Origin of the sequence: Pseudomonas sp. L5B5 (assembly GCF_020520285.1) — a bacterium.
GTDB lineage: Bacteria > Pseudomonadota > Gammaproteobacteria > Pseudomonadales > Pseudomonadaceae > Aquipseudomonas.
Genome location: NZ_CP084742.1, coordinates 2595326 through 2618511 on the forward strand (window position 1 = coordinate 2595326; position 23186 = coordinate 2618511).

At 64.5% G+C, this 23186-nt stretch carries 26 protein-coding genes; 9 read left to right on the plus strand and 17 right to left on the minus strand.

Features of this window, described 5'->3' with window-relative positions:
- Window positions 1-54 precede the first annotated feature (54 nt).
- Window positions 55-429: a hypothetical protein gene (locus tag LGQ10_RS11815; protein ID WP_226525630.1), complete on the plus strand. Its 375-nt coding sequence runs from the start codon at window positions 55-57 to the stop codon at window positions 427-429.
- Between the two features lie 42 nt (window positions 430-471).
- Here the strand turns inward: LGQ10_RS11815 and LGQ10_RS11820 are convergent, their stop codons facing one another.
- From LGQ10_RS11820 to LGQ10_RS11830, 3 genes are all read right to left on the minus strand, one after another.
- Window positions 472-1026, minus strand: a complete 555-nt coding sequence (locus LGQ10_RS11820) for a GNAT family N-acetyltransferase (protein ID WP_226525631.1) — start codon at window positions 1024-1026, stop codon at window positions 472-474.
- 174 nt (window positions 1027-1200) lie between these two features.
- Window positions 1201-2772, minus strand: a complete 1572-nt coding sequence (locus tag LGQ10_RS11825) for an APC family permease (protein WP_226525632.1) — start codon at window positions 2770-2772, stop codon at window positions 1201-1203.
- A 110-nt stretch (window positions 2773-2882) separates the two neighbouring features.
- A complete protein-coding gene (locus tag LGQ10_RS11830; RefSeq protein ID WP_226525633.1) occupies window positions 2883-3035 on the minus strand; it encodes a hypothetical protein in 153 nt (50 codons plus the stop codon).
- 319 nt (window positions 3036-3354) lie between these two features.
- Here LGQ10_RS11830 and LGQ10_RS11835 point away from each other — a divergent pair, with 319 nt between their 5' ends.
- The 5 genes from LGQ10_RS11835 (at window position 3355) to LGQ10_RS11855 (ending at window position 7779) form a co-directional block, all read left to right on the plus strand.
- Window positions 3355-4287, plus strand: a complete 933-nt coding sequence (locus LGQ10_RS11835; RefSeq protein WP_058434885.1) for a 4-hydroxyproline epimerase — start codon at window positions 3355-3357, stop codon at window positions 4285-4287.
- On the plus strand, window positions 4284-5405 hold the full coding sequence (locus tag LGQ10_RS11840; RefSeq protein ID WP_058434884.1) for an NAD(P)/FAD-dependent oxidoreductase: 1122 nt from the start codon (window positions 4284-4286) through the stop codon (window positions 5403-5405). Before LGQ10_RS11835 ends, LGQ10_RS11840 begins: the two co-directional genes overlap by 4 nt.
- The gene (locus LGQ10_RS11845; protein WP_058434883.1) at window positions 5402-5635 is read left to right on the plus strand and encodes a 2Fe-2S iron-sulfur cluster-binding protein; all 234 of its coding nucleotides are present in this window, start codon (window positions 5402-5404) and stop codon (window positions 5633-5635) included. The genes LGQ10_RS11840 and LGQ10_RS11845 overlap by 4 nt, the downstream gene beginning before the upstream one ends.
- Window positions 5632-6918 (plus strand): FAD/NAD(P)-binding oxidoreductase, encoded by a 1287-nt coding sequence (locus LGQ10_RS11850; protein ID WP_226525634.1) that lies wholly within the window; start codon window positions 5632-5634, stop codon window positions 6916-6918. The genes LGQ10_RS11845 and LGQ10_RS11850 overlap by 4 nt, the downstream gene beginning before the upstream one ends.
- A gap of 84 nt (window positions 6919-7002) precedes the next feature.
- A complete protein-coding gene (locus LGQ10_RS11855; protein WP_226525635.1) occupies window positions 7003-7779 on the plus strand; it encodes an AraC family transcriptional regulator in 777 nt (258 codons plus the stop codon).
- Window positions 7780-7803: 24 nt separating this feature from the next.
- Here the strand turns inward: LGQ10_RS11855 and LGQ10_RS11860 are convergent, their stop codons facing one another.
- The 8 genes from LGQ10_RS11860 to yiaY form a co-directional block, all read right to left on the minus strand.
- Window positions 7804-8574: a GNAT family N-acetyltransferase gene (locus LGQ10_RS11860; RefSeq protein WP_226525636.1), complete on the minus strand. Its 771-nt coding sequence runs from the start codon at window positions 8572-8574 to the stop codon at window positions 7804-7806.
- Window positions 8575-8745: 171 nt separating this feature from the next.
- On the minus strand, window positions 8746-9270 hold the full coding sequence (locus LGQ10_RS11865; RefSeq protein ID WP_226525637.1) for a DUF4142 domain-containing protein: 525 nt from the start codon (window positions 9268-9270) through the stop codon (window positions 8746-8748).
- Between the two features lie 112 nt (window positions 9271-9382).
- A complete protein-coding gene (locus LGQ10_RS11870) occupies window positions 9383-10732 on the minus strand; it encodes a sensor domain-containing diguanylate cyclase (protein ID WP_226525638.1) in 1350 nt (449 codons plus the stop codon).
- Between the two features lie 109 nt (window positions 10733-10841).
- Window positions 10842-11480 (minus strand): LysE family translocator, encoded by a 639-nt coding sequence (locus LGQ10_RS11875; RefSeq protein WP_226525639.1) that lies wholly within the window; start codon window positions 11478-11480, stop codon window positions 10842-10844.
- 125 nt (window positions 11481-11605) lie between these two features.
- Window positions 11606-12022, minus strand: a complete 417-nt coding sequence (gene fos / locus LGQ10_RS11880; RefSeq protein ID WP_058434199.1) for a fosfomycin resistance glutathione transferase — start codon at window positions 12020-12022, stop codon at window positions 11606-11608.
- A gap of 3 nt (window positions 12023-12025) precedes the next feature.
- Complete coding sequence (locus LGQ10_RS11885) at window positions 12026-12613, minus strand: hypothetical protein (RefSeq protein WP_226525640.1); 588 nt, start codon at window positions 12611-12613, stop codon at window positions 12026-12028.
- A 148-nt stretch (window positions 12614-12761) separates the two neighbouring features.
- Complete coding sequence (locus LGQ10_RS11890) at window positions 12762-13502, minus strand: hypothetical protein (protein WP_226525641.1); 741 nt, start codon at window positions 13500-13502, stop codon at window positions 12762-12764.
- Between the two features lie 86 nt (window positions 13503-13588).
- Entirely contained in the window at window positions 13589-14737 is a 1149-nt protein-coding gene (gene yiaY, locus LGQ10_RS11895; protein ID WP_226525642.1) for an L-threonine dehydrogenase, read from the minus strand.
- A 156-nt stretch (window positions 14738-14893) separates the two neighbouring features.
- On the opposite strand from yiaY, the gene LGQ10_RS11900 reads away from it, so the two are divergent.
- Window positions 14894-15913: a DUF4917 family protein gene (locus tag LGQ10_RS11900; RefSeq protein ID WP_058434201.1), complete on the plus strand. Its 1020-nt coding sequence runs from the start codon at window positions 14894-14896 to the stop codon at window positions 15911-15913.
- Between the two features lie 122 nt (window positions 15914-16035).
- Here LGQ10_RS11900 and LGQ10_RS11905 read toward each other — a convergent pair whose 3' ends face one another.
- Window positions 16036-16578 (minus strand): helix-turn-helix domain-containing protein, encoded by a 543-nt coding sequence (locus LGQ10_RS11905; protein WP_058434195.1) that lies wholly within the window; start codon window positions 16576-16578, stop codon window positions 16036-16038.
- 159 nt (window positions 16579-16737) lie between these two features.
- Here LGQ10_RS11905 and LGQ10_RS11910 point away from each other — a divergent pair, with 159 nt between their 5' ends.
- Both LGQ10_RS11910 and LGQ10_RS11915 read left to right on the plus strand, forming a co-directional pair.
- Window positions 16738-17520 carry an aldolase gene (locus LGQ10_RS11910; protein ID WP_058434194.1) on the plus strand — a complete coding sequence of 261 codons (783 nt, stop codon included), beginning with the start codon at window positions 16738-16740 and terminating at the stop codon, window positions 17518-17520.
- 30 nt (window positions 17521-17550) lie between these two features.
- A complete protein-coding gene (locus LGQ10_RS11915) occupies window positions 17551-18438 on the plus strand; it encodes a dihydrodipicolinate synthase family protein (RefSeq protein WP_226525643.1) in 888 nt (295 codons plus the stop codon).
- A gap of 69 nt (window positions 18439-18507) precedes the next feature.
- Here the strand turns inward: LGQ10_RS11915 and LGQ10_RS11920 are convergent, their stop codons facing one another.
- The 5 genes from LGQ10_RS11920 to LGQ10_RS11940 form a co-directional block, all read right to left on the minus strand.
- Entirely contained in the window at window positions 18508-19041 is a 534-nt protein-coding gene (locus LGQ10_RS11920) for a hypothetical protein (protein ID WP_058434193.1), read from the minus strand.
- A complete protein-coding gene (locus LGQ10_RS11925) occupies window positions 19041-19685 on the minus strand; it encodes a hypothetical protein (RefSeq protein ID WP_058434192.1) in 645 nt (214 codons plus the stop codon). The genes LGQ10_RS11920 and LGQ10_RS11925 overlap by 1 nt, the downstream gene beginning before the upstream one ends.
- Before the next feature lie 304 nt (window positions 19686-19989).
- A complete protein-coding gene (locus LGQ10_RS11930; protein ID WP_058433887.1) occupies window positions 19990-20328 on the minus strand; it encodes a YegP family protein in 339 nt (112 codons plus the stop codon).
- Window positions 20329-20390: 62 nt separating this feature from the next.
- A complete protein-coding gene (locus LGQ10_RS11935; RefSeq protein WP_226526131.1) occupies window positions 20391-21722 on the minus strand; it encodes an LLM class flavin-dependent oxidoreductase in 1332 nt (443 codons plus the stop codon).
- A gap of 13 nt (window positions 21723-21735) precedes the next feature.
- Window positions 21736-23163, minus strand: coding sequence for an MFS transporter (locus tag LGQ10_RS11940; protein WP_226525644.1), 1428 nt, complete (start codon window positions 23161-23163; stop codon window positions 21736-21738).
- Between the last annotated feature and the right edge of the window lie 23 nt (window positions 23164-23186).

The window sequence follows — 23186 nt, forward strand, 5'->3', positions numbered from 1 at the left end:
GGAGCGATACGCCGAGCGCCATGGCGCAAGGCTTGAGGAGGTCACTGAACAGCTATGTGCAATGCCGAAGATATCTACACCGCCGGTTGGGTACTGGTGATCATGTCCGCCCTGGTGTCCCTGGCGATCCAGATCTACCTGGGCTATTTCAGGCTCGACGACATGGTCGGGCATCTATCGCGGTGCCGGGTCATCGCCATCCGCATCCCCTTGCTGGGCAAGGATCCCCTGAGCCGGTTCTTCATGTTGCTGTGCATCGGGGGAATGTTCGCCATGCCCCATCTGTTCCTGCGCAATGGCGGGCTGAATGTGCGTGACTACCGCAACTTTCCCCTGGGCCTGAAGTGGCTGATCAATCTGTTCCAGCTCTCGGCCCTGGTCGCCGGTATCGCCTTCCTGGTGCTGTGGTGGGTCGGTCGCCATCTGTGAAGGACCGGCGAGGCGCGAGAGACCGGCGCCTCGCCTGCCCTGTCAGCGAACCACCCGGCTCAGTGCCGCAACCTGGCGCTGATGGAAATCCTCGCGGGTCATTTCCATGAACCGGCTGGGTACGCCTTCGAACTCACCATCGTGGGTCACCCGAAAACCGATCTTGCGAGCCACCGCCAGCGACGCGGCATTGTCCACATGGGCGTCGGCCACCAGCCGTTCGACAGCCGGGTCGGCGAAGGCATGCTCGACGATGCGCAAGGCGGCCTCGGACGCCACGCCACGCCCCCAGGCTCGGCGGACCAGGCGCCACCCCATTTCCAGCTCGGGCCCGACGGCATCGAACGGAATGAACGAAACCCAGCCCAGCAACTCATCCGGCGCCTGCCTGGCAAAGATCGCCCAATAACCGCAACGATCACCGAAGTCCTGGGACATTCGCCCGCGCAGGAAATCCCTGTGCCATTGGCCACCGTCCCAGGTCCCGGGGATGAATTGCGTGACTTGCGGATCCTGGTCCATGCACAAGCAGGCTTCGAAGTGCTCGATAGTCCGGGGGCGCAGCAGCAGGTTGGGGGTTTCGAAATGCAGTTCCATGGCTCATCTTCCTGGTCCGAAGGTATCCATGAAACAGCAGCGCCAGACAAAAGAGAATCAGCACGACACCTGACGTGAGCAAACCCTTGCCAGCATCAGCATGGCTGACCGCCTCCCTGGCCATTGCAGCCAGGAGGCGGTATTGCAGCAGGTGCTATTGCTTCATGGGCAGGATCACTCCGACTCGTCGCCATCCAGCGCCAGCTTGGCGCTGGGCACCCCGGTGTTGGCTCCCCAGTAGTAAATGCACAGGGCCATCAGCGTGACTGTCAAGGTGTCGAACGGATGGGCCAGGACACCGATGCCGCCGAAACTGCCCAGGTAGGAAATGACGATGGTCAGGGCATAGAAGGCGATCAGCCACAGGGACGACCGGACCTGTTCCCCCAGGCTCAGGTGATCAGTGGGTACCAGGCGCTTGCAGAACAGGTAGATCACGAACATCAGGATCTGCAGCCCCAGTAGCCAGGACACCGTGCTCCAGCCCGACCAGTAGACGATCAGCGCGGCGATCACGAAGGACACCGGCCCCAGCAGTGCAAAGCCCTTGACCCGGAAAGGCCGTGCCAGGTCCGGCGCACTCTTGCGCAAGGCCGCAACGCTGATGGGGGCCACCGCGTAGCTCAGCACCAGCGCTGCGGAAACCACATTGATCAGCGCCTCCCAGGACGGGAAGGGCAAGGTCCAGAACACCGACAGGCCGAAGGTCAGCCATAGCGCTGGACGCGGGATGCCGGACTGCTCGTCGATACGGGTGAATATCTTGAAGAACGTCCCCGTGCGCGCCCAGCCGTAGATCACTCGCGGCGTGGCATTCATGTAGATGTTGCCGCAGCCGCTGGGAGAGATCACCGCGTCGGCCACTACCAGGTAGGCCAGCCAGCCCACTCCGAGCGTCAGGGCGATATCGCGGTATGGCAGGGAGAACTCCTTGCTGATGCCACTCCAGCCGTTGGCCAGCATCTCGGTGGGGATGCTGCCCAGGAAGGCCAGTTGCAGCAGGCCGTAGATGAGGGTCGACAGCAGCACCGAGAGGATCAGGGCGATGGGAATGGTGCGCTGCGGATTACGCACTTCGCTGGCCACCGAAATGATCGGCGTCAGTCCCAGGTAAGCGAAGATGATGCCCCCCGCCGAGACGGCCATCTCGATTCCCGACATGCCGAACGGGGCAAAACCCTGGACATGAAAGTTGTCGGGCTTGAAGAAGGTGAACAGCACCCCGATCACCAGCAGCGGCACGATGAACTTGAACAGGCTGATGAAGTTGTTGGATTTGGCGAACGTCTTGACGCTGTTGTAGTTGAGCCAGAAAAACAGGCACAGCAGCGCGAACTGCACCAGCCAGCCGATGATTGTCGGATTGCTGGTGCCTTCGTGGGTCAGGCCGGGAAACCAGGCCGCGGCATATTGCCGGGCTGCCACGACTTCGATCGCCACCAGGCTGGAAAAAGCGATCAGGGTGATGAAGCCCATCAGGTAGCCGAGCAACGGGCCGTGGGAGAACACCGGATAGCGCACCACGCCACCGGCACGGGGCAGCGCTGCCCCCAGCTCGCAGTAGACGATGCCCAGCAGCAATACGGCGAAGCCGCCCAGCAGCCAGGAGAAGATTCCCGCCGGCCCGGCGATCGCCGAGACGTGGCTGGCGGCGAACAGCCAGCCGGAACCGAAGATGGCACCCAGACCAATGAAGGTCAGGTCCACCAGAGAGAGTTGTTTCTTGAATTTACCTTTGCCTGACATGGAGGCGCGCCTTTATGGGTTATTGGAATAGGCAGATCGAATGTCACGCCGAGGGAGCCATCCGGCGGTCACAGCGTGTCGTGGTCCTTGAATCGCAAGCCCGCCAGCGTTCAGCAGCCTGTGCCTGGCAAGGCTGAAGCAGCAGCGTCCACCAGGCCCGGCAGCAGCTCGCCAAAGGTCTGCGGATCGAGAAATGAACGGGCTTCGAACACAGTGGACGCGGAGGGCAAAACACCGCTTCGACAGAAGGCTGTACGGCTCATGGTCTTTTCCTTATAAGAAGTCGTTCCGGCCGCTCGGGACCGGAAACAAAAACCAGAGTCGCTTTTTATCCTCGCCGCAGCTTGAGGGTTTTCCTCCGCGAAATAGACGAAATCGGCACACTTTTCCGCTCTGCCCCTGCACTGGCAACCACCGTCCTTGCCTGGTTTTCTGTTTGCCACCAGCTGGCACCGGTCTGCGCCCAGGCAACGTTCCAGTCGCTTCAACTATGCTGATTTCGTCATTCCATACAGCGAAAACCCACAAGCGGCACGGCCCTCCCCTGGCCCACTCTGTAGCCCTTTCCCATCAGGTGCTGCCATGAACAGAATTTCCGTGATCGACTCCCACACCGGCGGCGAACCCACTCGCCTGGTCATCGATGGTTTCCCTGACCTGGGCCGTGGATCCATGGCCGAACGCCTGCAAGTGCTGCGCGAGCGCCACGATCCCTGGCGCCGCGCCTGCGTCCTCGAGCCCAGGGGCAGCGACGTACTGGTAGGAGCCCTGCTCTGCGAGCCGCAGGCGAACGATGCCTGTGCCGGTGTGATCTTCTTCAACAACAGCGGCTACCTGGGCATGTGCGGCCACGGCACCATCGGCCTGGTGCGCTCGCTGCATCACCTGGGCCGCATCGACTGCGGCGTGCATCGCATCGAGACCCCGGTGGGCACGGTACAAGCCACCCTGCACGACGACCTCTCGGTAAGCGTGCGCAACGTTCCCGCCTATCGCTTTCGCCGCCAGGTAGCCGTACAAGTCCCCGAACTGGGCCTGGTGCATGGCGACATCGCCTGGGGCGGCAACTGGTTCTTCCTCATCAGCGACCATGGCCAGCGCATTGCCCTGGATAATGTCGAAGCCTTGACCCAGTACACCTGGAACGTGCGCCAGGCCCTGGAAGCTTCCGGGATCACCGGGGCCCAGGGCGGGCTCATCGATCACATCGAACTGTTCGCCGACGATCCCGAGGCCGACAGCCGCAACTTCGTGCTGTGCCCCGGCAAGGCCTACGACCGCTCGCCCTGCGGCACCGGCACCAGCGCCAAGCTGGCGTGCCTGGCGGCGGACGGCAAGCTTGCACCGGGCCAGACCTGGCGCCAGGCCAGTGTCATCGGCAGCCAGTTCAGCGCCTACTACGAAACCGCCGGCGAGCAGATCATCCCGATCCTGCGGGGCAGCGCCCACATCAGCGCCGAGGCGACCCTGCTGCTGGACGACAGCGACCCGTTCGCCTGGGGCATCGATTCGTGAGCCAGGCGCTCGAAGCAGACGTGATCGTGGTCGGCGGTGGAATCATCGGTGCCGCCTGCGCCCACGAGCTGGCCCGGCGCAACCTGCAGGTTCTGGTCGTGGATGATGCGGTCGGAGGGGCCACCGGGGCCGGCATGGGCCACCTGGTGGTCATGGATGACAACCCGGCGGAGCTGGCCCTGAGTCACTACTCCATCGAGCTCTGGCGACGAATGCGCGAGCGCCTGCCCGAGGCCTGCGCCTATCGCGGCTGCGGCACCCTGTGGCTGGCCGCCGACGCCGATGAAATGGACCTTGCGCGAGCCAAGCAGCGCACCCTGGTCGACCACGCAGTGGCCACCCAGATGCTTGATGGTGCGCAACTGGCTGCACTGGAGCCGATGCTGCGCAAGGGCCTGGGTGGTGCCTTGAAAATCCCCGGCGACGGCATCCTGTATGCCCCCGCCACCGCTCGCTGGCTACTGGACAGCCACCCGCGGATCAGCCACCACCGCGCCCATGTGCGCCGCCTCGCCGCAGACCAGCTGGAGCTGAGCGACGGCCGCCTGCTGCGCGCTCCCCGGGTAGTGCTGGCCAACGGCCTGGGAGCCCACGCATTGCTACCGGCGTTGTCCCTGCGCGCGAAAAAGGGCCACCTGCTGATCACCGACCGTTATCCACGCCGGGTTGGCCATCAACTGGTGGAACTGGGGTATGCCGCCAGTGCCCATGCCAGCGACGGCACCTCGGTGGCCTTCAATGTCCAGCCACGCCCCACCGGCCAGTTGCTGATCGGCTCGTCCCGCCAGTTCGACGTACTCGATCCCCAGGTCGACCCCCAAGTGCTGGCAACGATGCTGCACCGGGCCGTGGACTACCTGCCGGAACTGGCGCAACTCAACGGCATCCGCGCCTGGACCGGCTTTCGCGCTGCCACCCCCGACGGCCTGCCGATCCTCGGCGAACACCCTCTGCAGCCCGGCCTGTGGCTGGCGGTCGGGCACGAAGGCCTGGGAGTGACCACCGCGCCCGGCAGTGCCCGGCTGCTGGCAGACCTGATGCTCGGCGAACGCCCGGCGATCGACCCTCGCCCCTACCTGCCCGGGCGCTTTGCCACCCTGACTGGAGAGACTCCATGATCATCTACCTGGACCAGCACCCCTTGCAGGTGCGCCCTGGTATCAGCGTCGCGGCAGCGGTGGCCGCCAGCGGCGACCTGCGCACCCGCACCTCCTGTACCGGTCGCCCACGGGCACCACTGTGTGGCATGGGCATCTGCCAGGAATGCCGGATGACCATCGATGGCTATCGCCAACTGGCCTGCCAGACCTTGTGCCGCGATGGCATGCAGGTGGAGCGCAGCCAATGACCGCCACCCGCTTGCAATGCCAGTTGCTGATCGTCGGCAGTGGTCCGGCGGGGCTGGCGGCCGCTCGGGCCGCCAGCCAGCGCGCACGCTCGATCCTCGTGGTAGACGATAACCCGCGCCCCGGAGGCCAGATCTGGCGCAACGGGCCCGATCACCCGCCGACCGCCACCCAGGCCGAACGCTTCGAGGCGTTGCAGCATCCGGCGGTGCGCCACCTGGGTGGCACCCGCATCATTTGCGCCCTGGGGCCCCGTAGCCTGCTGCTGGAAGATGCCCGGCAAGCCTGGCAGGTGGAATATGAACAACTGATCCTGTGCTGCGGCGCCCAGGAACTGCTGCTGCCCTTTCCCGGCTGGACCCTGCCCGGCGTCACCGGTGCCGGAGGCTTGCAGGCATTGCTCAAGAACGGCCTGCCTCTGGCCGGCCAATCCGTGCTGATCGCCGGCAGTGGCCCGCTGCTGCTGGCCAGCGCCGCCACCGCACGCCAGGCCGGGGCCCGGGTGACCCGGGTGCTGGAGCAGGCCCCCGCCAGTGCCTTGCTGGGCTTCACCAGCCAGTTGTGGCGCTGGCCGAACAAGCTGGCCCAGGCCCTGCGCCTGGCGACCCCGGCCTATCGGTGCAATGCCCATGTGGTCGAGGCCCTCGGCGAGCAGCGCCTGGAAGCCGTGCGCATCCGCCAGGGGCGGCGCATCCAGGAAATACCCTGCGACTACCTGGCCTGCGGTTTCGGCCTGGTGCCCAACACCCGCCTGGCCAGTCACCTGGGCTGCCGTCTGGAACAGGGCGCCATCGCCGTCGACGCCGAACAGCGCAGCAGCCTGTCCCACATCTACGCCGCCGGTGAATGCACCGGTATCGGCGGCAGCGAGCTGTCGCAGGTTGAAGGTGAAATAGCCGGCTGTATCGCCACAGGGCAGCAAGATCGTGCTGCCGGGCTGGTTCGCCAGCGCCGGCATTGGCAGCGGTTTGCCGGTCAACTACGGAAACACTTCGCCCTGCAGCCGCCGATCCTCGAACTGGCCCGTCCTGATACCCTGCTCTGTCGTTGCGAGGATGTGCCCTATGCCACCGTGGCCGCCGCCCCCGACTGGCCCACGGCCAAGCTGCAAAGCCGGTGCGGCATGGGTGCCTGCCAGGGCCGGGTGTGTGCCAGCGCCGCCCAGCAGCTGTTCGGCTGGAGCATCACGCCGCCACGCGCACCGCTGGTACCGGCACGGATCGCCACCCTGATGCGGGACGGGGTACCACCGCATTCCGACATCTGCGAACCGCCAGCCGGGTGATCGTCCCGGCTGGCCCAGCCCCGCACTGTCGTGCCCCCTGGTTTCATCGACCCCGACAACAAGTCCCCCGCAGAGAGGCCGACGATGATCGATAGCGCACAGCTCCACCATTTGCCCCAGGCCATTGCCACCCTGCGCCCCCGGGATATCGACAGCCTGCTGGCCAGCATGGAGCTGATCATCCCCCTGCTGGACTGCATTCCCAACGCCGTGTTCTTCATCAAGGACCTGCAGGCCCGCTACCTGAGCGCCAACCTGACCCTGGCCCAGCGCTGCGGCTTCAAGAACATCCAGCCACTGCTGGGAAAGACCTCCGCCGAAGTCTTTCCGGTGATGCTCGGCCCGGTCTATACCGAGCAGGATCAACGGGTACTGCGCCAGGGCATCACCATCAAGGGGCAACTGGAACTGCACCTGTACGGCAGTCGCGAACCCGGATGGTGCCTGACCCACAAACTGCCCCTGCACGGGCGCAATGGCGAAATCATCGGCATGGCCGGCATCTCCCTGGACTTGCAGGCCGCTCGCGACACTCATCCGGCCTATGAGCGCCTGGCGGCGGTGGACCGACACATTCGCGAACATTACAGCGAGGCTATCCGCCTCGAAGACCTGACGCGCATCGCCAACCTGTCCATCGCCCAGCTGGAGCGCTACTGCAAGCGCATCTTCCACCTGACGCCACGGCAGATGATCCACAAGGCGCGCCTGGAGCATGCCTCGCGATTGCTGGTCACCGAAGAACCCATCACCGAAGTGGCATTGCAATGCGGTTACACCGATCACAGTGCCTTCAGCCGGCAGTTCAAGGCCCTGACCGGGCTCAGCCCGCGGCAGTTCCGGCTCAACGCCGGACGCTGAGGCGGGCCACAGGCAGACGAGGAATCATTCCTCGCAGAACGTGCAATAGTCGAACAGGCGCTTGAAGCCCAGCTTGCGGTAGATCGACAGGCCGTCCAGAGACGCCTCCAACACGCAGCTGCTGGCGCCCTGGGCCTTGACGAAGGCCAGTACCGAGTGGATCAGCGCCGTGGCATGACCGCGCCCCTGGCAGGCCTGCAAAGTGCCGATATCATCGAGCCGCGCTACCCCAGCCCCCATGGACAGGGTCAGGGCGCTCACCGGACGCTGGTCGACATACAGGGTGAAATGGCGCAGGTTCCGACCGGCCTGCGCGGCAGCCCGATGTCGGGCCAGGTACTGCTCGATCCCTCCACCACTGGACTCGAAGGCGCTCCCCACCGGCGCTCCCCAGTCCTCCAGGCAGTCATCGGTACTCCGCACATCCGCCTGCGACTGCAGGGACGCAGGGGCCTCATAGGCCGCAAGATCCAGGGCCATGCAGGTGGTCCGGTCCGCCGGCAACAGGCGCTGCTGGCGCAATTGCTCGCTGACCCGGGAGACATGGATCTCGGGCACCACCACGCAGAACGGCATGTCGGTACGCTGCAGGAACGCCACGCCCTCGGCCAGTCGCGCGGCGCTGTCGGCACCAAGATCGCGCATGATCAGCAGGTTCAGGCTGCTGGCCTCGACCCCGGTGCAATAGGCGCTCAGGTCAGGGCCGAAAGGACGATGGAATTGAGAAATGGACACGAAGAAATAATCTTCCGCCCGGTGATACAGGTCGATGATCGAAGCTCCTGCCTGCGTCATGCGCTGTCTCCTTGAACCGCAAGGCGCTCGAGCGGCACCCTATCCGGGCCACGTTAAGCCCGTAGCCCCAGGGGCTCCAGCACAATCCTGTTTTATTCTGCGAAGGAGTGTTTGCAGGTGTAAGCATCGCGCGGCCAGGCGCCTGACCATGGCTGGGCAGGCGCCGTCCAATCAGCCTTCCAGGTAGCCAGGCAGGCGCCCCGCCTGCAACGCCTTGGCCAGTTGCAGGTGGTTTTCCAGCTTGGGCAGGGTTTCCTCGGCAAACGCCTTGAGCTGAGGTACGTCGCTGGCCTCGGCCTGCTGGCGGATCTGCCGGATCGCTTGCTCGGTGCTGCGGATCTGGTTCGCGGCATAGGCACGGTCGAAGTCTTCGCCTTCGGCAACAGCCGGTATCAGGGTCTTGGCCTGGCTCATCACTTGCTCGCGGGGGGCGACCGGCAGGTCCAGCTGCCGGGCGATCCTGGCCAGGTGCTGGTTGGCCGTGGTGCGGTCGTTGATCACCTGGATGGTGTATTCCTTGACCGCCCTGGAAGAGGTTTGCTGATGTGCCTGGCGGCTGGCCTCGATGTCGGCCATGCCCTTGGCCGAGGCTTCATCGATGAAGGCGGCGGGAGACTGGGCCAGGGCACTGGTCGCTCCCAGGCCCAGAAGCAGCGCCAGGCCGGCGCTGCGCATGACAGTGGCGATGGCGTTCATGGTGTGGCTCTCCTGTTGCAGTGAATCGGTCGGGAGCAGCGACTCCCGCCTGCATAGGGAAACCCACAGGCCCTGAAGGTTTAGCCGGAACGACGAACGGCGTCGCACGCCATCAAGCGTTGGAGTGGCTCTTGTGGGCTCGCTTGGCCGCGTACATGGCCTCGTCGGCATGCTTGAACAACTGCTTTTCCTCCTGGCCATGCTCGGGGTACAAGCCGATGCCGATGCTCGGCAGGATGCTCAAGGAATGGCCGTCAAGGCGCAGCGGCTCGTCCAGGGCCCGCCGGATCTTCTCCGCCACCCGCTGGGCATCGTCGCTGTGCTGCACGTTCTCCAGGAGGATCACGAACTCGTCGCCGCCAATCCGCGCCACGGTGTCGCTTTCCCGGATACAGGCCTTGAGCCGGTTGGCCACCGCCTGCAACAGCATGTCGCCCACTGCATGCCCGCAGGTATCGTTGACCTCCTTGAACTTGTCCAGGTCGACATACAACAGAGCCATGCGCCCCGATTCGCGTCGGGCACGGGCCAGGGCCAGGCGCAGGCGCTCGCGCAGCAACTCGCGGTTGGGCAGGTGGGTCAACTGGTCATACTCGGCCATGTAGTGCAGCCGGGCATGCAACTGCTTGCGCTCGATGGCCGTGGCCAATTGCGCACTGACGTATTGCAGCAGCTCCTGGTCCTGCTCGGCGTAACCCTGGGTCGCGGGCGCACTCTTGACCATCAGCACGCCGATGGTGCCCTTCTGCGCATTGAGCGGCACACCGAGCCAGCCCCGCGGGCCCTGGAGGGCGGCAAATTCCTGCCACAGGTCCCGGGTCAAGGGGCACTCCGCGGTCAGCAGCAAGGGCTGGCCGCGCTGCAGGACTTCGCTGCAGAACCGGCCAATCAGCGTCCCCGGCAGTTCCGGGCTGCCTTCGCAGTCATCCACGTGATAGGGAAAGCTCAGGCTCCCGGAGCGCTCGTCATACAGGGCCAGGGCACAGTTCACCGCCGGCAACCACTCACCGATGATCCGGTGTACATGCCTGAACAGCACCAGCAGGTCTTCAGTGGCATGGGCGGCTTCGGAAATCGCGTACAACGCGGCCTGCCTGGACTCCGCCTGCTTGCGCTCGGTGATGTCCCGGGCTACGGCGATGCGCAACTGGTCGACCTCCGACCAGCGCGCCGACCAGAGAATGTGCGCCACGCGCCCGTCCTTGCGCAGGTAACGGTTCTCGAAATTGGGCTTGGGTACCCCGCCCATGATTTCCCGGGCGGCCTGCAGGGTGCGCTCGCGGTCGTCCGGATGCACCAGTTCGATCATCCGCCGACCGATCAGCTCATCGGCGGTGTAGCCGAAGACCCGTTCGCAGGCAGCGCTGACGAACACGAAGCGACCCTCGGCATCCACCGCACACACGGCGTCCAGGAGCAGGTCGATGAAACTGGCCAGAGGCGCGGAGTTCTTGGTTGCCATCAGAGAAAGCTACTACCCATGAAAAATGCACTGAGTACCCATCCCTTGAGCCCGACCAGCCGGCGCATGGCACCGGCTGCGTACCGTCGCAACCTGCGAACGGCCTTGCTTACGACTTGTTGCCAACCAGCCCGGGCACCGCATGCACCAGGGCATTGACCGCAAAACCGATGAACATCACCCCGCAGACCCGGGTGATCGCCAGCTCATGGCGCTGGTACCAGCCGCGTACCTGGCGCGCCCCCACGATGCCAATGAGAATAGCGTATGCCGCCAGGCCGCCGAGGAAACTCAGGGCGATCAGGCCGGGCAGCATCGACCAGCTGAGCATTTCGGCGCGGCTGGAAAGCAGCGCGGTGAAGGTCGCGACCGCCACCGGATAGGCCTTGGGATTGGTCAGGCCGAACAGTATCCCGTGCCAGAACGGGTTGCGTGCCGCGCCCTGGGGATCATCGGCATTGCCACCCTTGCTGCGGATCGCCCGCAGGCCGAGCCAGAACAGATACAGGCCACTGAGAAACCCCAGGATGTTGAACGCTTCGCTGCCGATTTCCCGGGCGCCGACGATAGCCACCAGCGCAGTGCTGCACCACACCACGTCCCCGACCATGTGCCCGCAGAGAAACCCTGCCCCGGCCTGCCGCCCACGAGCCGCACCGATACCGAACACCGCCAGCACCCCTGGCCCGGGGGTGATCGCATAGATGAATCCCGAGGTGATAACAGCCAGCAGCAGCGATGAGGTCATCGGCAAGACTCCAAGTCAGCGCACCTTGCAGGAGCGCCAGGCACAGGATGAATGCGCAGGATTTTGCACGATCCGGGGGCCTGACCACCAGCAGCATTGTTCAACGGTCGAACCAGCCCGGGCCATCAATCGACCGGGTAGAAGCGCATGCCGGCATACGGGCGCTCACGGCAGGCCTGCAACCGCGAGGCCAGGTCGCCGACATGGGCTTCGAGCTGATGCCCATCCGGGTCGAGAAAATAGAACGAAGCGCCTTCACTGCGGTTGTCGCGCCACTCCTCCACCCCGGCCTCGCGCAGGCGCTGGACGAAGGGCTGGAAGTCGGCAGCGTCCAGGCCAAAGGCGTAATGGGTGTAGTCGGCCACGGCAGGCACCTGGCGGTGAGGGTCCAGCGACAGGCACAACCACAGGCCCGGCAGCGACAGGTAGGCGCCGCCATCCCAACTGGCCTCCAGGCGCAGTTGCAGCAGCGCATGGTAGAAGCCCAGGCTGCGGGGCAGGTCGCTGACCGCCAGGGTCAAGTGATTGAGGCCGGTCAGCATGGGTCAAGGTCCTTTCAAGGAGCCGGGGATCGGATAACGCGAACCATCGTAGTGCAGGGTCACCGTGCTAGTGCTGGCGGGCAGGTCGCGACTGCCGCAGCCATCGCGCCCCTTGAAATGCTCGGTCTTGAGTTCGCGGCTCCGCACGATCAGGTCGGCGTAACCATGATGCTGGCCAGGTCCTGTTGCCAGGGTCCGGTGCAGAATCCGGGAATGTCCCGAGCATTCACCGCCCCAACCGAATTCGCCAGCGCTTTCATCCACCACCAGTCCCTCCAGCAACGGCAGGATTTGCTTGTCGTCACGCCGGTAGAGGGTCAGCACGGTTTTCTCGTAGGGCGCAGCGCTGGAGCCGTGGCTGTAAAGAACGCGCAGGCCAAAGGCCCGCTCCGCCTGGTTCAAGCGGTAGCGCGCCGTGTCGATCTGCAGCCCCTGCAAGGCCACGGCATCGGAGAACAGCGCCGAGTCCTTGTAGTTGCTGGCCACGGCCCAGCTCGAGTCGTCCAACAGCAGCGCCACATCCAGGCTGTAGCTGCGCGTGCCGTCGTCCCGCTGCCCCGGCATCGGGGTCGCCCGAGCAGTGATGCTCATCCCCGGCTCCGCAGGCCAGGCTTTGCACACATGAAGTTCGCCTGGGACATCGACCCGGCTATCACACTCGGCCTGCGCCGCCGTGACGACCAGTAGCCCCCACAACAGCAGCGCGCAGCCATATCCAGACTGTTTCATCGCAACGCCTTCAAAGACCGCTGAACTCACTGGGCAGGACATAACGCTGACCGTCGTAATGCAGGGTGGTCAACACCGGCTGGGTGGTGACGGAACGGGACTGGCACTGCTCGCCCTGCCCCTCGCCCAGGGTGGTGACACTCACCGACCGCACGATCAGGTCGGCGTAACCCTGGCTACGGGTCCTGGCGATATCCAGGGTACGAGTGGTCTCCACCCGTTGCCCGGTGCATTGCCCGTCCCACTCACCGCTGTAGGAATAGGCCAGGAACTTCTCCATCACCGGGCGCAGCGTGTTGCCTTCGCGCACGTAGAGATTGAGCCAGACCTGGTCGAATGGATTGACCCGCGAGGAGCCCGAGAACGCCGCCCTGACACCGAAGGCACGCACCTGCGGCGCCAGTTGGAAGCGTCCGGTATCGAGCTTCAGGCTATCCAGGCGTATGGCATCGGAGACGAAGGCCGCCGGCTGGCGGTAGCTGGCCAGCACCTGGCCGCCCTTGCGGTCCAGCACCGCCAGTTGCAGGTCGTAGGTGCCGTCCTCGGTCGCATCGACAACCCCTGGCTCGGCGGTCAATTCCGAGAGCAGGCTGATGCTCTGGTCAGCGAAGGCTGGCCAATCCTTGCACAGGGAAAACCCCGGCACCTGGGCATTGCGCGGCGGCGGCAGGCACTGGGCAGCAACTGCAACGCTGCCCAGCAGCGCGCCGATGCAACCCAGCGCGGGGATCAGGAAGGATGGGCGGATCATTCACGGCTCCTTGTGATGAGGCGGGGGCAAAGGCCGCACTATCCTCTCTGGAGCCTGGGCTTTCAATCCGCCCTTTTTGCCTTTTATCAGAACGCGTTGCGGAAAATTTCCTCGATCTGCCGCTGCTCCGCTGGACGCGGGTTGGTCAGACCGCATGCATCGTTCAGCGCGTTGGCGGCCAGTACCGGGATGTCCTGCAACTTGGCGCCCAGTTCGCGCAGGCCAGCCGGGATGTCCACCTCGCGAGCCAGGGTTCGGATCGCCGCAATCGCTGCCTGGGCGCCCTCCTCCGGACTGAAACCGCGGATATCCGCGCCCATGGCATGGGCCACGTCGGTCAGGCGCTCGGCGCAGACCGTCGCATTGAAGCTCTGCACATGGGGCAGCAGCACTGCGTTGCACACACCATGGGGCAAGTCGTAGAAACCACCCAGCTGGTGGGCCATGGCATGCACAAACCCCAGGGATGCGTTGTTGAAGGCCATCCCGGCCAGGAACTGGGCATAGGCCATGTTCTCCCGCGCCTCCAGGTTGCTGCCGTCATGGACTGCCTGGCGCAGGTTCTGGCTGATCATGGTGATGGCTTTCAAGGCACAGGCATCGGTGATCGGATTGGCTGCGGTGGAGACATAGGCCTCCACGGCGTGAGTCAGGGCATCCATGCCGGTGGCGGCGGTCAGGCCCTTGGGCATGGCCACCATCAGCGCCGGATCATTGACCGACAGCAATGGGGTGACGTTGCGATCGACGATGGCCATTTTCACATGGCGTGATTCGTCGGTGATGATGCAGAAACGGGTCATCTCGCTGGCGGTGCCAGCAGTGGTGTTGATGGCGATCAGCGGCAACTGCGGCTTGGCCGAGCGATCGACCCCTTCGTAGTCACTGATATGCCCGCCGTTGGTGGCGCACAGGGCGATACCCTTGGCGCAGTCATGGGGCGAACCGCCCCCCAGGGAAATCACGCAATCGCACTTTTCCTGCTGCAGCCGAGCCAGGCCCTGCTCGACGTTGGCGATGCTCGGGTTGGGCTTGGCGCCGTCGTAGATCACCGAGTCGATGTCCTGCATGGCCAGCTTCTCGGCGATCATCCCGGCGACGCCGGCCTTGGCCAGCCCGGCATCGGTGACGATCAGCGCCTTGCGAAAGCCGTAGTTGCGGATGGCGTCCATGGCTTCGTCGAGGCAGTCGATGCCCATGATGTTGACGGCTGGAATGAAGAAGGTGCTGCTCATCAGGAAATCTCCAGGCGGGGGCCCATTCAGGGTCTCGATTCAATGTCTGTGGAACAGAATCGACCGATCGGTCACCGGCGTTGTTGATCTGGCTCAAGGGTCGGTCGTGATAAAGTCGCCGCCCTGCCCCCTACAGCTTTGAGACCGATGACCGCGATGATGGATTTCCAGGAGTTTGATGCCGAGCTTGAAGACTTCACTGCCCTGCGTGCCGGCACTGCATTCACTGGCCTGCTGATCGGCAACGGAGCCAGTCGCGCGGTGTGGGAAGACTTCGCGTACGATTCGCTGTTCGAAAATGCCCGCAGCGTCGAAGAAAAACCCCTGGGCCAGTCCGAGCTCAGCGTATTCGACGCCCTGCAGACCCACAGCTTCGAGCAGGTCCTGGGTGCGCTGAAAACCACCAGCCGGGTCAACAAGGCCCTGGCGGTCAGCTCGGCGGCGCCGCGCAATCGCTACTACGCCATCAAGGAAGCGCTGATCAACACCGTGCACGCCTTGCACATCCCCTGGCGCCTGGTCCGGCCACAAGATCTTGCGGCGATCAACCGCGAACTGCGGCAATATCCAACGGTATTCACCAGCAACTACGACCTGCTCGCCTACTGGGCCGTACAGCATGAACCCCAGGGGCTCAGCGACCTGTTCGAGGGGGACGACCCGGCCTTCAGCCTGGACAGTGCCAGCACTCAGGCAACCCGCATCCTGTACCTGCACGGCGGCCTGCACCTGATACGCAACCGGGATGGCAGCGCCCGCAAGCTGACGTCCACCGAAGGCACCCTGCTGGGCAACTTCGCCATCAACAACACCCTCAAGACCTTGGACGATGTACCGCTGTTCGTCAGCGAAGGTCCCTTGGCGGACAAGCTCAAGACCATCCGCAGCAGCGACTACCTGTCGTTCTGCTACCAGCAACTGCTGGACCACCAGGGTGCGCTGTGCCTCTTCGGCCACAACCTCGGCCCCCAGGACGCCCACCTGGTCCAGGCGATCCGCCAGTGCGGCGCTGGCACCCTGGCCATTTCCATCTATCCGCGCAGCCCGGCATTCGTCCAGCACCAGAAGCGGCATTACGCCAAGCTGTTCGACGGCCTGGAGATGAGCCTGCGGTTCTTCGACTCCAGGACTCACGCCCTGGGCGACCCGGCACTTTCCGTCCCGGTAGAACGCTGAGCCAACGATTCCTTTAACGGCCGCAAGAGGCTCGGAAGGCCCTGCGGGCCTTGGCGCAGCTTCGCACGCTCAGCAGCGGCTACACGCGTGCGCCAGGTGTAACGACCACAACGATCTCGGTATCACTCCTCGATGCCATGCACCACCACCAGCACCTGCGCTGGCTCGTCCCCCAGGGAGCGGATGCGGTGGGGTTTCTGCGCGTTGAAATGCAGCGCATCGCCACGCTCGAGAATCACCCGCTCGTTCATGAAGTCCACCTCCACCTGCCCTTCGTGGACGAACAGGAACTCCTCCCCCAGGTGCTCCTTGAAGGTCTTGTCGCTGAACTCCCGGGCCGGATAGATGATGAATGGCAGCAGGTTGCGCTCGCTGACCTGATGGGCCAGCACCGCATAACCCGGGGCCTGGTCGTTGGCTGCCAGCGACTGGCGCTCATGGCTGCGCACCAGGCTGTAGCCGTCCAGGCTGATCGCGTCCTCGGCGAACAGCTCCTCGACCTTGACGTTCAACGCCTTGGCCAGCTTCAGCGCCGCAGAGATCGACGGCGTGTTCAGCCCACGTTCGACCTTCGACAGATAGCTCTTGGTCATGCCGGACTTCTCGGCCAGGGCCTCCAGGGTCACGCCAAGTTTTTTTCTCAGTAATTTCAAACGGATAGACATGTAGAGCGATTAATCCATCTAGAAAGCAACGATTGGCGCTTGCCAATGACACAAAGTGTCATATAGCCTCTTTAGTGTCATTTGCCTTCACCCACGACCTCGCAAGCAGCGGGTGAGCGGCAGACCCGACGTCCATCGCACCGATCAAAGGACCCCGAAATGGCCAAGACATTAGCATTGCCCAAGGAGCAACTGGTCAAGCAAGCCCTGACCCAGATGCAAAATACCCTGGCGGATAATACGTGGACCGACCGGCAAAAGCTGGCCCTGACCTGCCGCATCCTGTTCGAGAATGGCCACGACTCCGGCCTGGCCGGACAGATCACCGCCCGAGGCCCGCAGCCAGGCACCTACTACACCCAGCAACTGGGTCTGGGTTTCGACGAAATCAGCGCCAGCAACCTGCTGCTGGTCAACGAAGACCTGGAAGTCCTGGAAGGCCACGGCATGCCCAACCCGGCCAACCGCTTCCACAGCTGGGTATACCGCGCCCGGCCGGACGTGAACTGCATCATTCACACCCACCCGACCCACGTTGCCGCGCTGTCGATGCTCGAAGTTCCACTTGAGGTGTCGCACATGGACCTCTGCCCGCTCTACGAGGACTGCGCTTTTCTCGAGGCCTGGCCAGGCGTCCCGGTGGGCAACGAAGAGGGTGAAATCATCTCGGCCGCCCTGGGGGACAAGCGGGCCATCCTGCTCTCGCACCACGGCCAGCTGTCCACTGGCGCCAGCATCGAGGAAGCCTGCGTCATCGCCCAACTGATCGAGCGCGCGGCCAAGTTGCAACTGCTGGCCATGGCTGCCGGCACCATCAAGCCGATCCTCCCTGAGCTGGGTCGTGAAGCCCACGACTGGATTTCCAAGCCCAAGCGCCACGGCGCCGCCTTCAACTACTACGCCCGGCAAAACCTAAAACGACACGCCGACTGCCTGAACTGATCCACCCCTTTGCCTTGCAGGAGCTTCACCATGTCCACCCCGAACATTCACGGCATCATCGGCTACACCGTCACCCCCTTCGCCCCCCACGGCGAGGGCCTGGACCTGGACGCCCTCGGGCGCTCCATCGACCGCATGATCGACGCCGGCGTCCATGCCATCGCGCCCCTGGGCAGCACCGGCGAAGGCGCCTACCTCAGCGATGCGGAATGGGACCAGGTCGCGGAATTCAGCATTCGCCACGTGGCCAAACGCGTACCGACCATCGTCAGCGTTTCCGACCTGACCACCGCCAAGGCCGTCCGCCGTGCGCGTTTTGCCGAAGCCAAGGGCGCTGATGTGGTGATGGTGCTGCCGGCCTCCTACTGGAAGCTCAGCGAAGCCGAGATCCTCGCCCACTACCAGGCCATCGGCGACAGCATCGGCGTGCCGATCATGCTCTACAACAACCCGGCCACCAGCGGCACCGACATGTCGGTGGAACTGATCCTGAAGATCTTCCACACCGTGGAGAATGTCACCCTGGTCAAGGAAAGCACCGGCGATATCCAGCGCATGCACAAGCTGCAGTTGCTCGGTGAAGGCCAGGTGCCCTTCTACAACGGCTGCAACCCCCTGGCCCTGGAAGCCTTCGCCGCCGGCGCTCGTGGCTGGTGCACCGCCGCAGCGAACCTGATCCCGCAGCTCAACCTCGACCTGTACCAGGCGATGCAGGCCAACGACCTGGACCGTGCCCGGGAACTGTTCTACCGGCAATTGCCGCTGCTGGACTTCATCCTCAAGGGCGGACTGCCAGCCACGGTCAAGGCTGGCCTGGAACTGGCGGGGCTGGACGCCGGCGACCCGCGCCGGCCGGTGTTTCCGCTGAACGAGGCCGGGCGCAGCCAACTGCAGGCCCTGCTGCACATCCTGGGGTGAATCCACCACGAAAAAGCCCGGGCGGATCACTCCGCCCGGGCTCTGGCCGAGGCCCTGTCCCACCGTCGCTCAGTGGCCGCTGTGTGCCACCGCTGGCTTGGCCTTGAACAGAGGATCCTGGAGCATCTGCGCGATAAAGTCGTCGGTGATGCGCTGAACATGCTGGTATTGCCCCCCATCGAGGTTGGCCCAACCGCGCCAGGAACGGGTCTGATTGCTGACCCGGTACTTGGCCAGCGGCTGGTCACCACGACTGACATGAAACAGCACCTGACTGTCCCAGGTGGCCCGGGCCGGCACGATAAACAAGGTCAGCGCGCTGAGCAGGCCCAGGGGAATGTTCTGCCAGCCGAAGTAATCACTGTTTGCCATCACGATCACGTTGTAGCCATCGGCACTGAACCCCTGCTGTACCTGCTCGAAGGTGCCGCGACGGCGCAGCTCGTCACGGATCAGGCCGCCAGGGATCGGCCCGACCACACTGACGCTGATCGCCGGTAACGTCTGCCGATAATCCACCTCGGCCGGTTTGAGACTATGGCTGGTCTGGCAACCGCCAAGCCCCAGCATCAGCACCATCAACCACCACGACCGACTGCGCATTACAGATCCCCCGACAGCATGGCCTTGAGCATCGACGCCTTGGGCCCCTGCTCCTTGACGATCAGCGACGTGACCTCCTCCATCTTCTCCAGGTCAACCCGTTGCAGGGCCGGCACCTGCGGATACTTGGCACGTACCAGGGCGGCGTCGCGCTCCAGGTGGTCGCTGTGTAGAAACAAGCACTTGGCCCCCGCTGCCGACAGGCAGCCGGCGCGGAAATCACCGACGTAGTAGGCCTTGCCGGCTTCCAGTTCCAAGGGGATGGAAAAATCTTCGCGGCTCCAGGACGTGGCGCTGCCCCGGTCGAAATGCAGGTTGTAGATCTCGTAGCGCCCGGGTTTGAGCGGCATCACGAAAAGACTGCCGATGCCGTGCCAGGTCTCGCGCACGTCGCGTGGAGTGCGGCCGTAGATCTGGTTGTACAAGCGCGCCGAGGCAAACCCGTCACCACCCCGTGGGCGAATCAGCAGCATCTGCTCGTTGGCGGTGTGCACCGCCTTGGGCCAGATACCGACCACCCCCACGACATAGGCCACCCCCGACTGCGAGTCGGGACTCATGCTCTCGGCAATTTTCGTGGAAGACAGGCTGTAGCAACCGCTCAGCGCCAGCAGCGTGGCAAGTAATGCGAGAGGGCGAATCATGAGGCCGCAGATCCCTTGGACAATGATCGATAACGTCAACCAGAACGCCAGGCATGCCGACCGCCCTGTGACGGTCGCGGAGGATAAGACAAGCGATGGCATTTCGCCACAATCCAGTCATCCAACGGCGTATTCCCGCAGGTGGATCGGACCCTGGCTCGCCGTCATCGCAGGCTGCTCGCTCCGCCATCACACGGTGCCTGGGACAAGTGCCTGGCGCTTGCGCAACGATCGCTGACAGCACATGGCCCGAACGCTGCGTGCCGTTCGGGCCTTGTGCTGTCGAGGGTGTGCCGAGCCGGTCCTAGACGGATGTCTGGTCCTTGATGTTGTGGCTGGGGCCGTTGGCCTTGACGCTGGCGATGCCCTTGTCCCGCGCCGCCTCCGTGGCATACAGCTCGCTGCTGCCGATGACCTGGTGATTGGCTGCCTTGAGGTTGAAATAGGGTTTGCCATCCTTGGCGCTCTTGCGCTCGTAGCGCTCGTCCACTGGGCTGTTGGCCTGGACCGAGGCAATGCCGTTTTCCGCTGCCGCGCGAGTGGCGTACAGCTCGCTGGTGAGAATCACCTCGGCATTGGCGGCCTTGAGCACGAAACGAAACTGACCGTTGCTGCTTTTCTTCAACTCATACCATCCAGACATGCTGTCGCTCCTTGGCTGATCAATGGGCGTTACGCTGGTTCAGTAAAGCCGCTGCTGGCGATTCAGCCATCCCGGCCCGGGCTGAAAAAGCGGTTTTCCACCCGCGCCAGCCCCAGATGCTCGCGTAAGGTGCGCCCCGTATAGCGCTGGCGAAACAGGCCACGCCGCTGCAATTGCGGGGTGATCAACTGGACAAAGTCGTCGATGGCCCCCGGCAAATGGGTGAACAGCACATTGAAACCATCGGCGGCGTATTCCTGGTACCAGGTAACCAGTTCATCGACGATCTGCCCTGGCGTGCCCACCAGCACCTTGTGCCCGCTGGCAGAGAGGCTGCGCAGCAACTGCGCCAGGGTCGGCCGCTCCCGGCGGATCAGCTCCACCACCAGCTGCCGCCGACTCTGGTGGCGTTCGGTGGGCGCCGCATCGTCCTGCAAGGGCACCTGGGCATGCAGCGCCAGGCTCGACAGGTCGATGCCCAGGTCCAGCAGATAGGACAAGGCCTTGAGCTGCGCCTGGGGGTCCTGCAACTCCTGCAACTGCTGGTACTTCTCTTCGGCTTCGTTGAGGCTGCGCCCCACCGTGGGGGCGATCCCCGGGAAGATCTTCAACTGCCCGGCATGCCGCCCGTAATGGGGTAGCCGTTCCTTGAGCCCGGCATAAAACGCCTTGGCCTGGGCCAGGTCGGTCTGGGCGGTGAACACCAGCTCGGCGCAGCGTGCAGCCAACTCGCAACCCGGCCCCGAGGAGCCGGCCTGGGCGATCACCGGCCAGCCCTGCACCGGCCTTGGCGCATTCAACGGGCCCTGGACCTGGAAGTGCCGGCCACGATGCTGCAGCAGGTGCATACGGTGCGGGTGCAGCCATATGCCGCTGGCCTTGTCCCGGGGAAAGGCATCATCGGCCCAGCTGTCCCACAGGCCGCTGGCCACATCGAAGAACTCTTCGGCCCGTTCATAACGCAGGTCATGGCGGGGTGGCTCGGGGTGGTTGAAGTTTTCGCCGCCGATCAGCCCGGTCACCAGGTTCCAGCCAGCCCGTCCGCCGCTCAGGTGATCCAGGGAGGCGAACTTGCGCGCCAGGTTGTACGGCTCGTTGTAGGAGGTGCTGGCGGTGGCGATCAGCCCGATGTGCCTTGTCACCACCGCCAGGGCCGGCAGCAGGGTCAAGGGGTCCCAGCGCAGGCTGTAGGCGCTGTGGGCCAGCACCCGCGGATCGAGATCGCCCACCGCCACATTGTCATTGAGGAACAGGGCATCGAAGCAGCCGCGCTCCAGGGTCTGCGCATAGTGGCGGTAACGCTCGAAGTTCAACGAGGCGTCGGCATCCGCCTGGGGATGGCGCCAGCTGCCGCCATGGGCGCCAGAGCCCGAAAGAAAGGCCCCCAGCCCCATCTGCCCGCCGCGTTCAGCCACGGCTGGCCTCCTCCCGTGCCGCCTGCGCCGGGGCTGCGACAGTGCGCAGCAACACGCTCACCGATGCCCAGGCCAGCAGGCTGGCCAGGGCCAGGAACCCCATCACCACTTGATAACCGTTGAGGAAAGCCGCCTGGACATCGCTCGCCGGCGCAGCGGAAAACTGATGGAACAGTCCCACCCCCACGGCCAGGCCAATGCCGCCGCCAACATTGTGCAAGGTCATCAACGAGCCCATGGCCACCGAACCCACCTCCTGGGGCACCGAGGAAATGCCCAGCACCGTCGACGGCCCGAGGATGCTCGCCCAGCCCAGCCCCATGATCACGAAGGCGCCCAGCAAGTAAGGCAGGGAGGTCTGGCGCTCGAACCCGGCTTGCAACAGCGCGGACAGGACGAACAGCAGCAGCCCGGTCTTGATCAGCAGCGCCGGGCCCTTGCGGTCTACCAGTCGTCCCACCAGCGGCGACAGCAGCGCCACGCCCAGGGTGGTGGGCAGCAGCAACAGACCGCTGGCCTGCACCGAGGCACCGCGAATCTGCGCCAGGTACAGCGGCATGACAAAAAACGCCACGCAATAGAACACCGCCAGGCTGAAGCTCGCCACCACTGCCCCGACGAAACGCCGATTGGCGAACAGCGTCAGGTCGATGATCGGCGCCTCGACCCGTCGCTCCACCACCAGGAACGCCCCCAGGGCCAGCAGCGCCAGCAGGATCAATCCCAGGACCGGCGGCGAACCCCAGCCCCAGGCCGCCCCCTGGACAATCACCAGCACCAGGCTCGGCAGGCCGATCAGCAACAGCAGCGCGCCCCAGCCATCGAGCCGGGCCCCGGCCTCGGCCGAGCGCGACTCCCTGACACTGAAACTGCAGATCCCCAGGCTCAGCAGCACGAACGGCACGTTGATCAGGAAGATCCACTGCCAGCCGAAGCTGCTGGTGATCAGCCCGCCCAGCACCGGCCCGGCGGCCAGGCCCACTCCGTTGACCCCGAACAGCACACCGAAGGCCCGGCCCTGCTCGGCGCTGTCGAAGGTGCTGGAGACAATGGCCCCCGAAGCGGTATAGAGCACCGCGCACGCCAGGCCCTGGAGGACCCGGGCCGCGACCAGGGTGTCGATCTGCCCCGCCAGGCCCGCGGCCAGTGAGGCCAGGCCGAACACACTCAGGCCGATGAACAGCACGCGCTTGCGTCCATGCAAGTCGGCCAGGCGTCCCACCAGCACCATGAAGCTCGACAGCGCCAGGATGAAACCGTTGATCACCCATTGCAGGCTGTCCACCGAAGCGCCCAGGTCAGCCTGCAAGGCCGGTAGCGCCGTGTTGACGATGGTGAAGTCCACACAACCGAGAAAACTGGCGATGCTCACGCCGAGCAATGCCCACCATTTGCGTTGCTGTTGCGCAAAAACGCCCATGGAAACTCCTTGATTCACAAACC

What these genes read in the sequence shown, in the direction of transcription:
- LGQ10_RS11815 (WP_226525630.1), top strand. Translation starts at nt 55, where the DNA reads ATGTGCAATGCCGAAGATATCTACACCGCCGGTTGGGTACTGGTGATC.
- LGQ10_RS11885 (WP_226525640.1), bottom strand. Translation starts at nt 12,613, where the DNA reads ATGAGCATCACTGCTCGGGCGACCCCGATGCCGGGGCAGCGGGACGAC.
- LGQ10_RS11820 (WP_226525631.1), bottom strand. Translation starts at nt 1,026, where the DNA reads ATGGAACTGCATTTCGAAACCCCCAACCTGCTGCTGCGCCCCCGGACT.
- LGQ10_RS11865 (WP_226525637.1), bottom strand. Translation starts at nt 9,270, where the DNA reads ATGAACGCCATCGCCACTGTCATGCGCAGCGCCGGCCTGGCGCTGCTT.
- LGQ10_RS11910 (WP_058434194.1), top strand. Translation starts at nt 16,738, where the DNA reads ATGGCCAAGACATTAGCATTGCCCAAGGAGCAACTGGTCAAGCAAGCC.
- LGQ10_RS11920 (WP_058434193.1), bottom strand. Translation starts at nt 19,041, where the DNA reads ATGCGCAGTCGGTCGTGGTGGTTGATGGTGCTGATGCTGGGGCTTGGC.
- LGQ10_RS11915 (WP_226525643.1), top strand. Translation starts at nt 17,551, where the DNA reads ATGTCCACCCCGAACATTCACGGCATCATCGGCTACACCGTCACCCCC.
- yiaY (WP_226525642.1), bottom strand. Translation starts at nt 14,737, where the DNA reads ATGAGCAGCACCTTCTTCATTCCAGCCGTCAACATCATGGGCATCGAC.
- LGQ10_RS11930 (WP_058433887.1), bottom strand. Translation starts at nt 20,328, where the DNA reads ATGTCTGGATGGTATGAGTTGAAGAAAAGCAGCAACGGTCAGTTTCGT.
- LGQ10_RS11830 (WP_226525633.1), bottom strand. Translation starts at nt 3,035, where the DNA reads ATGAGCCGTACAGCCTTCTGTCGAAGCGGTGTTTTGCCCTCCGCGTCC.
- LGQ10_RS11825 (WP_226525632.1), bottom strand. Translation starts at nt 2,772, where the DNA reads ATGTCAGGCAAAGGTAAATTCAAGAAACAACTCTCTCTGGTGGACCTG.
- LGQ10_RS11870 (WP_226525638.1), bottom strand. Translation starts at nt 10,732, where the DNA reads ATGGCAACCAAGAACTCCGCGCCTCTGGCCAGTTTCATCGACCTGCTC.
- LGQ10_RS11935 (WP_226526131.1), bottom strand. Translation starts at nt 21,722, where the DNA reads ATGGGGCTGGGGGCCTTTCTTTCGGGCTCTGGCGCCCATGGCGGCAGC.
- LGQ10_RS11850 (WP_226525634.1), top strand. Translation starts at nt 5,632, where the DNA reads ATGACCGCCACCCGCTTGCAATGCCAGTTGCTGATCGTCGGCAGTGGT.
- LGQ10_RS11905 (WP_058434195.1), bottom strand. Translation starts at nt 16,578, where the DNA reads ATGTCTATCCGTTTGAAATTACTGAGAAAAAAACTTGGCGTGACCCTG.
- LGQ10_RS11845 (WP_058434883.1), top strand. Translation starts at nt 5,402, where the DNA reads ATGATCATCTACCTGGACCAGCACCCCTTGCAGGTGCGCCCTGGTATC.
- fos (WP_058434199.1), bottom strand. Translation starts at nt 12,022, where the DNA reads ATGCTGACCGGCCTCAATCACTTGACCCTGGCGGTCAGCGACCTGCCC.
- LGQ10_RS11900 (WP_058434201.1), top strand. Translation starts at nt 14,894, where the DNA reads ATGATGGATTTCCAGGAGTTTGATGCCGAGCTTGAAGACTTCACTGCC.
- LGQ10_RS11875 (WP_226525639.1), bottom strand. Translation starts at nt 11,480, where the DNA reads ATGACCTCATCGCTGCTGCTGGCTGTTATCACCTCGGGATTCATCTAT.
- LGQ10_RS11890 (WP_226525641.1), bottom strand. Translation starts at nt 13,502, where the DNA reads ATGATCCGCCCATCCTTCCTGATCCCCGCGCTGGGTTGCATCGGCGCG.
- LGQ10_RS11940 (WP_226525644.1), bottom strand. Translation starts at nt 23,163, where the DNA reads ATGGGCGTTTTTGCGCAACAGCAACGCAAATGGTGGGCATTGCTCGGC.
- LGQ10_RS11855 (WP_226525635.1), top strand. Translation starts at nt 7,003, where the DNA reads ATGATCGATAGCGCACAGCTCCACCATTTGCCCCAGGCCATTGCCACC.
- LGQ10_RS11835 (WP_058434885.1), top strand. Translation starts at nt 3,355, where the DNA reads ATGAACAGAATTTCCGTGATCGACTCCCACACCGGCGGCGAACCCACT.
- LGQ10_RS11925 (WP_058434192.1), bottom strand. Translation starts at nt 19,685, where the DNA reads ATGATTCGCCCTCTCGCATTACTTGCCACGCTGCTGGCGCTGAGCGGT.
- LGQ10_RS11860 (WP_226525636.1), bottom strand. Translation starts at nt 8,574, where the DNA reads ATGACGCAGGCAGGAGCTTCGATCATCGACCTGTATCACCGGGCGGAA.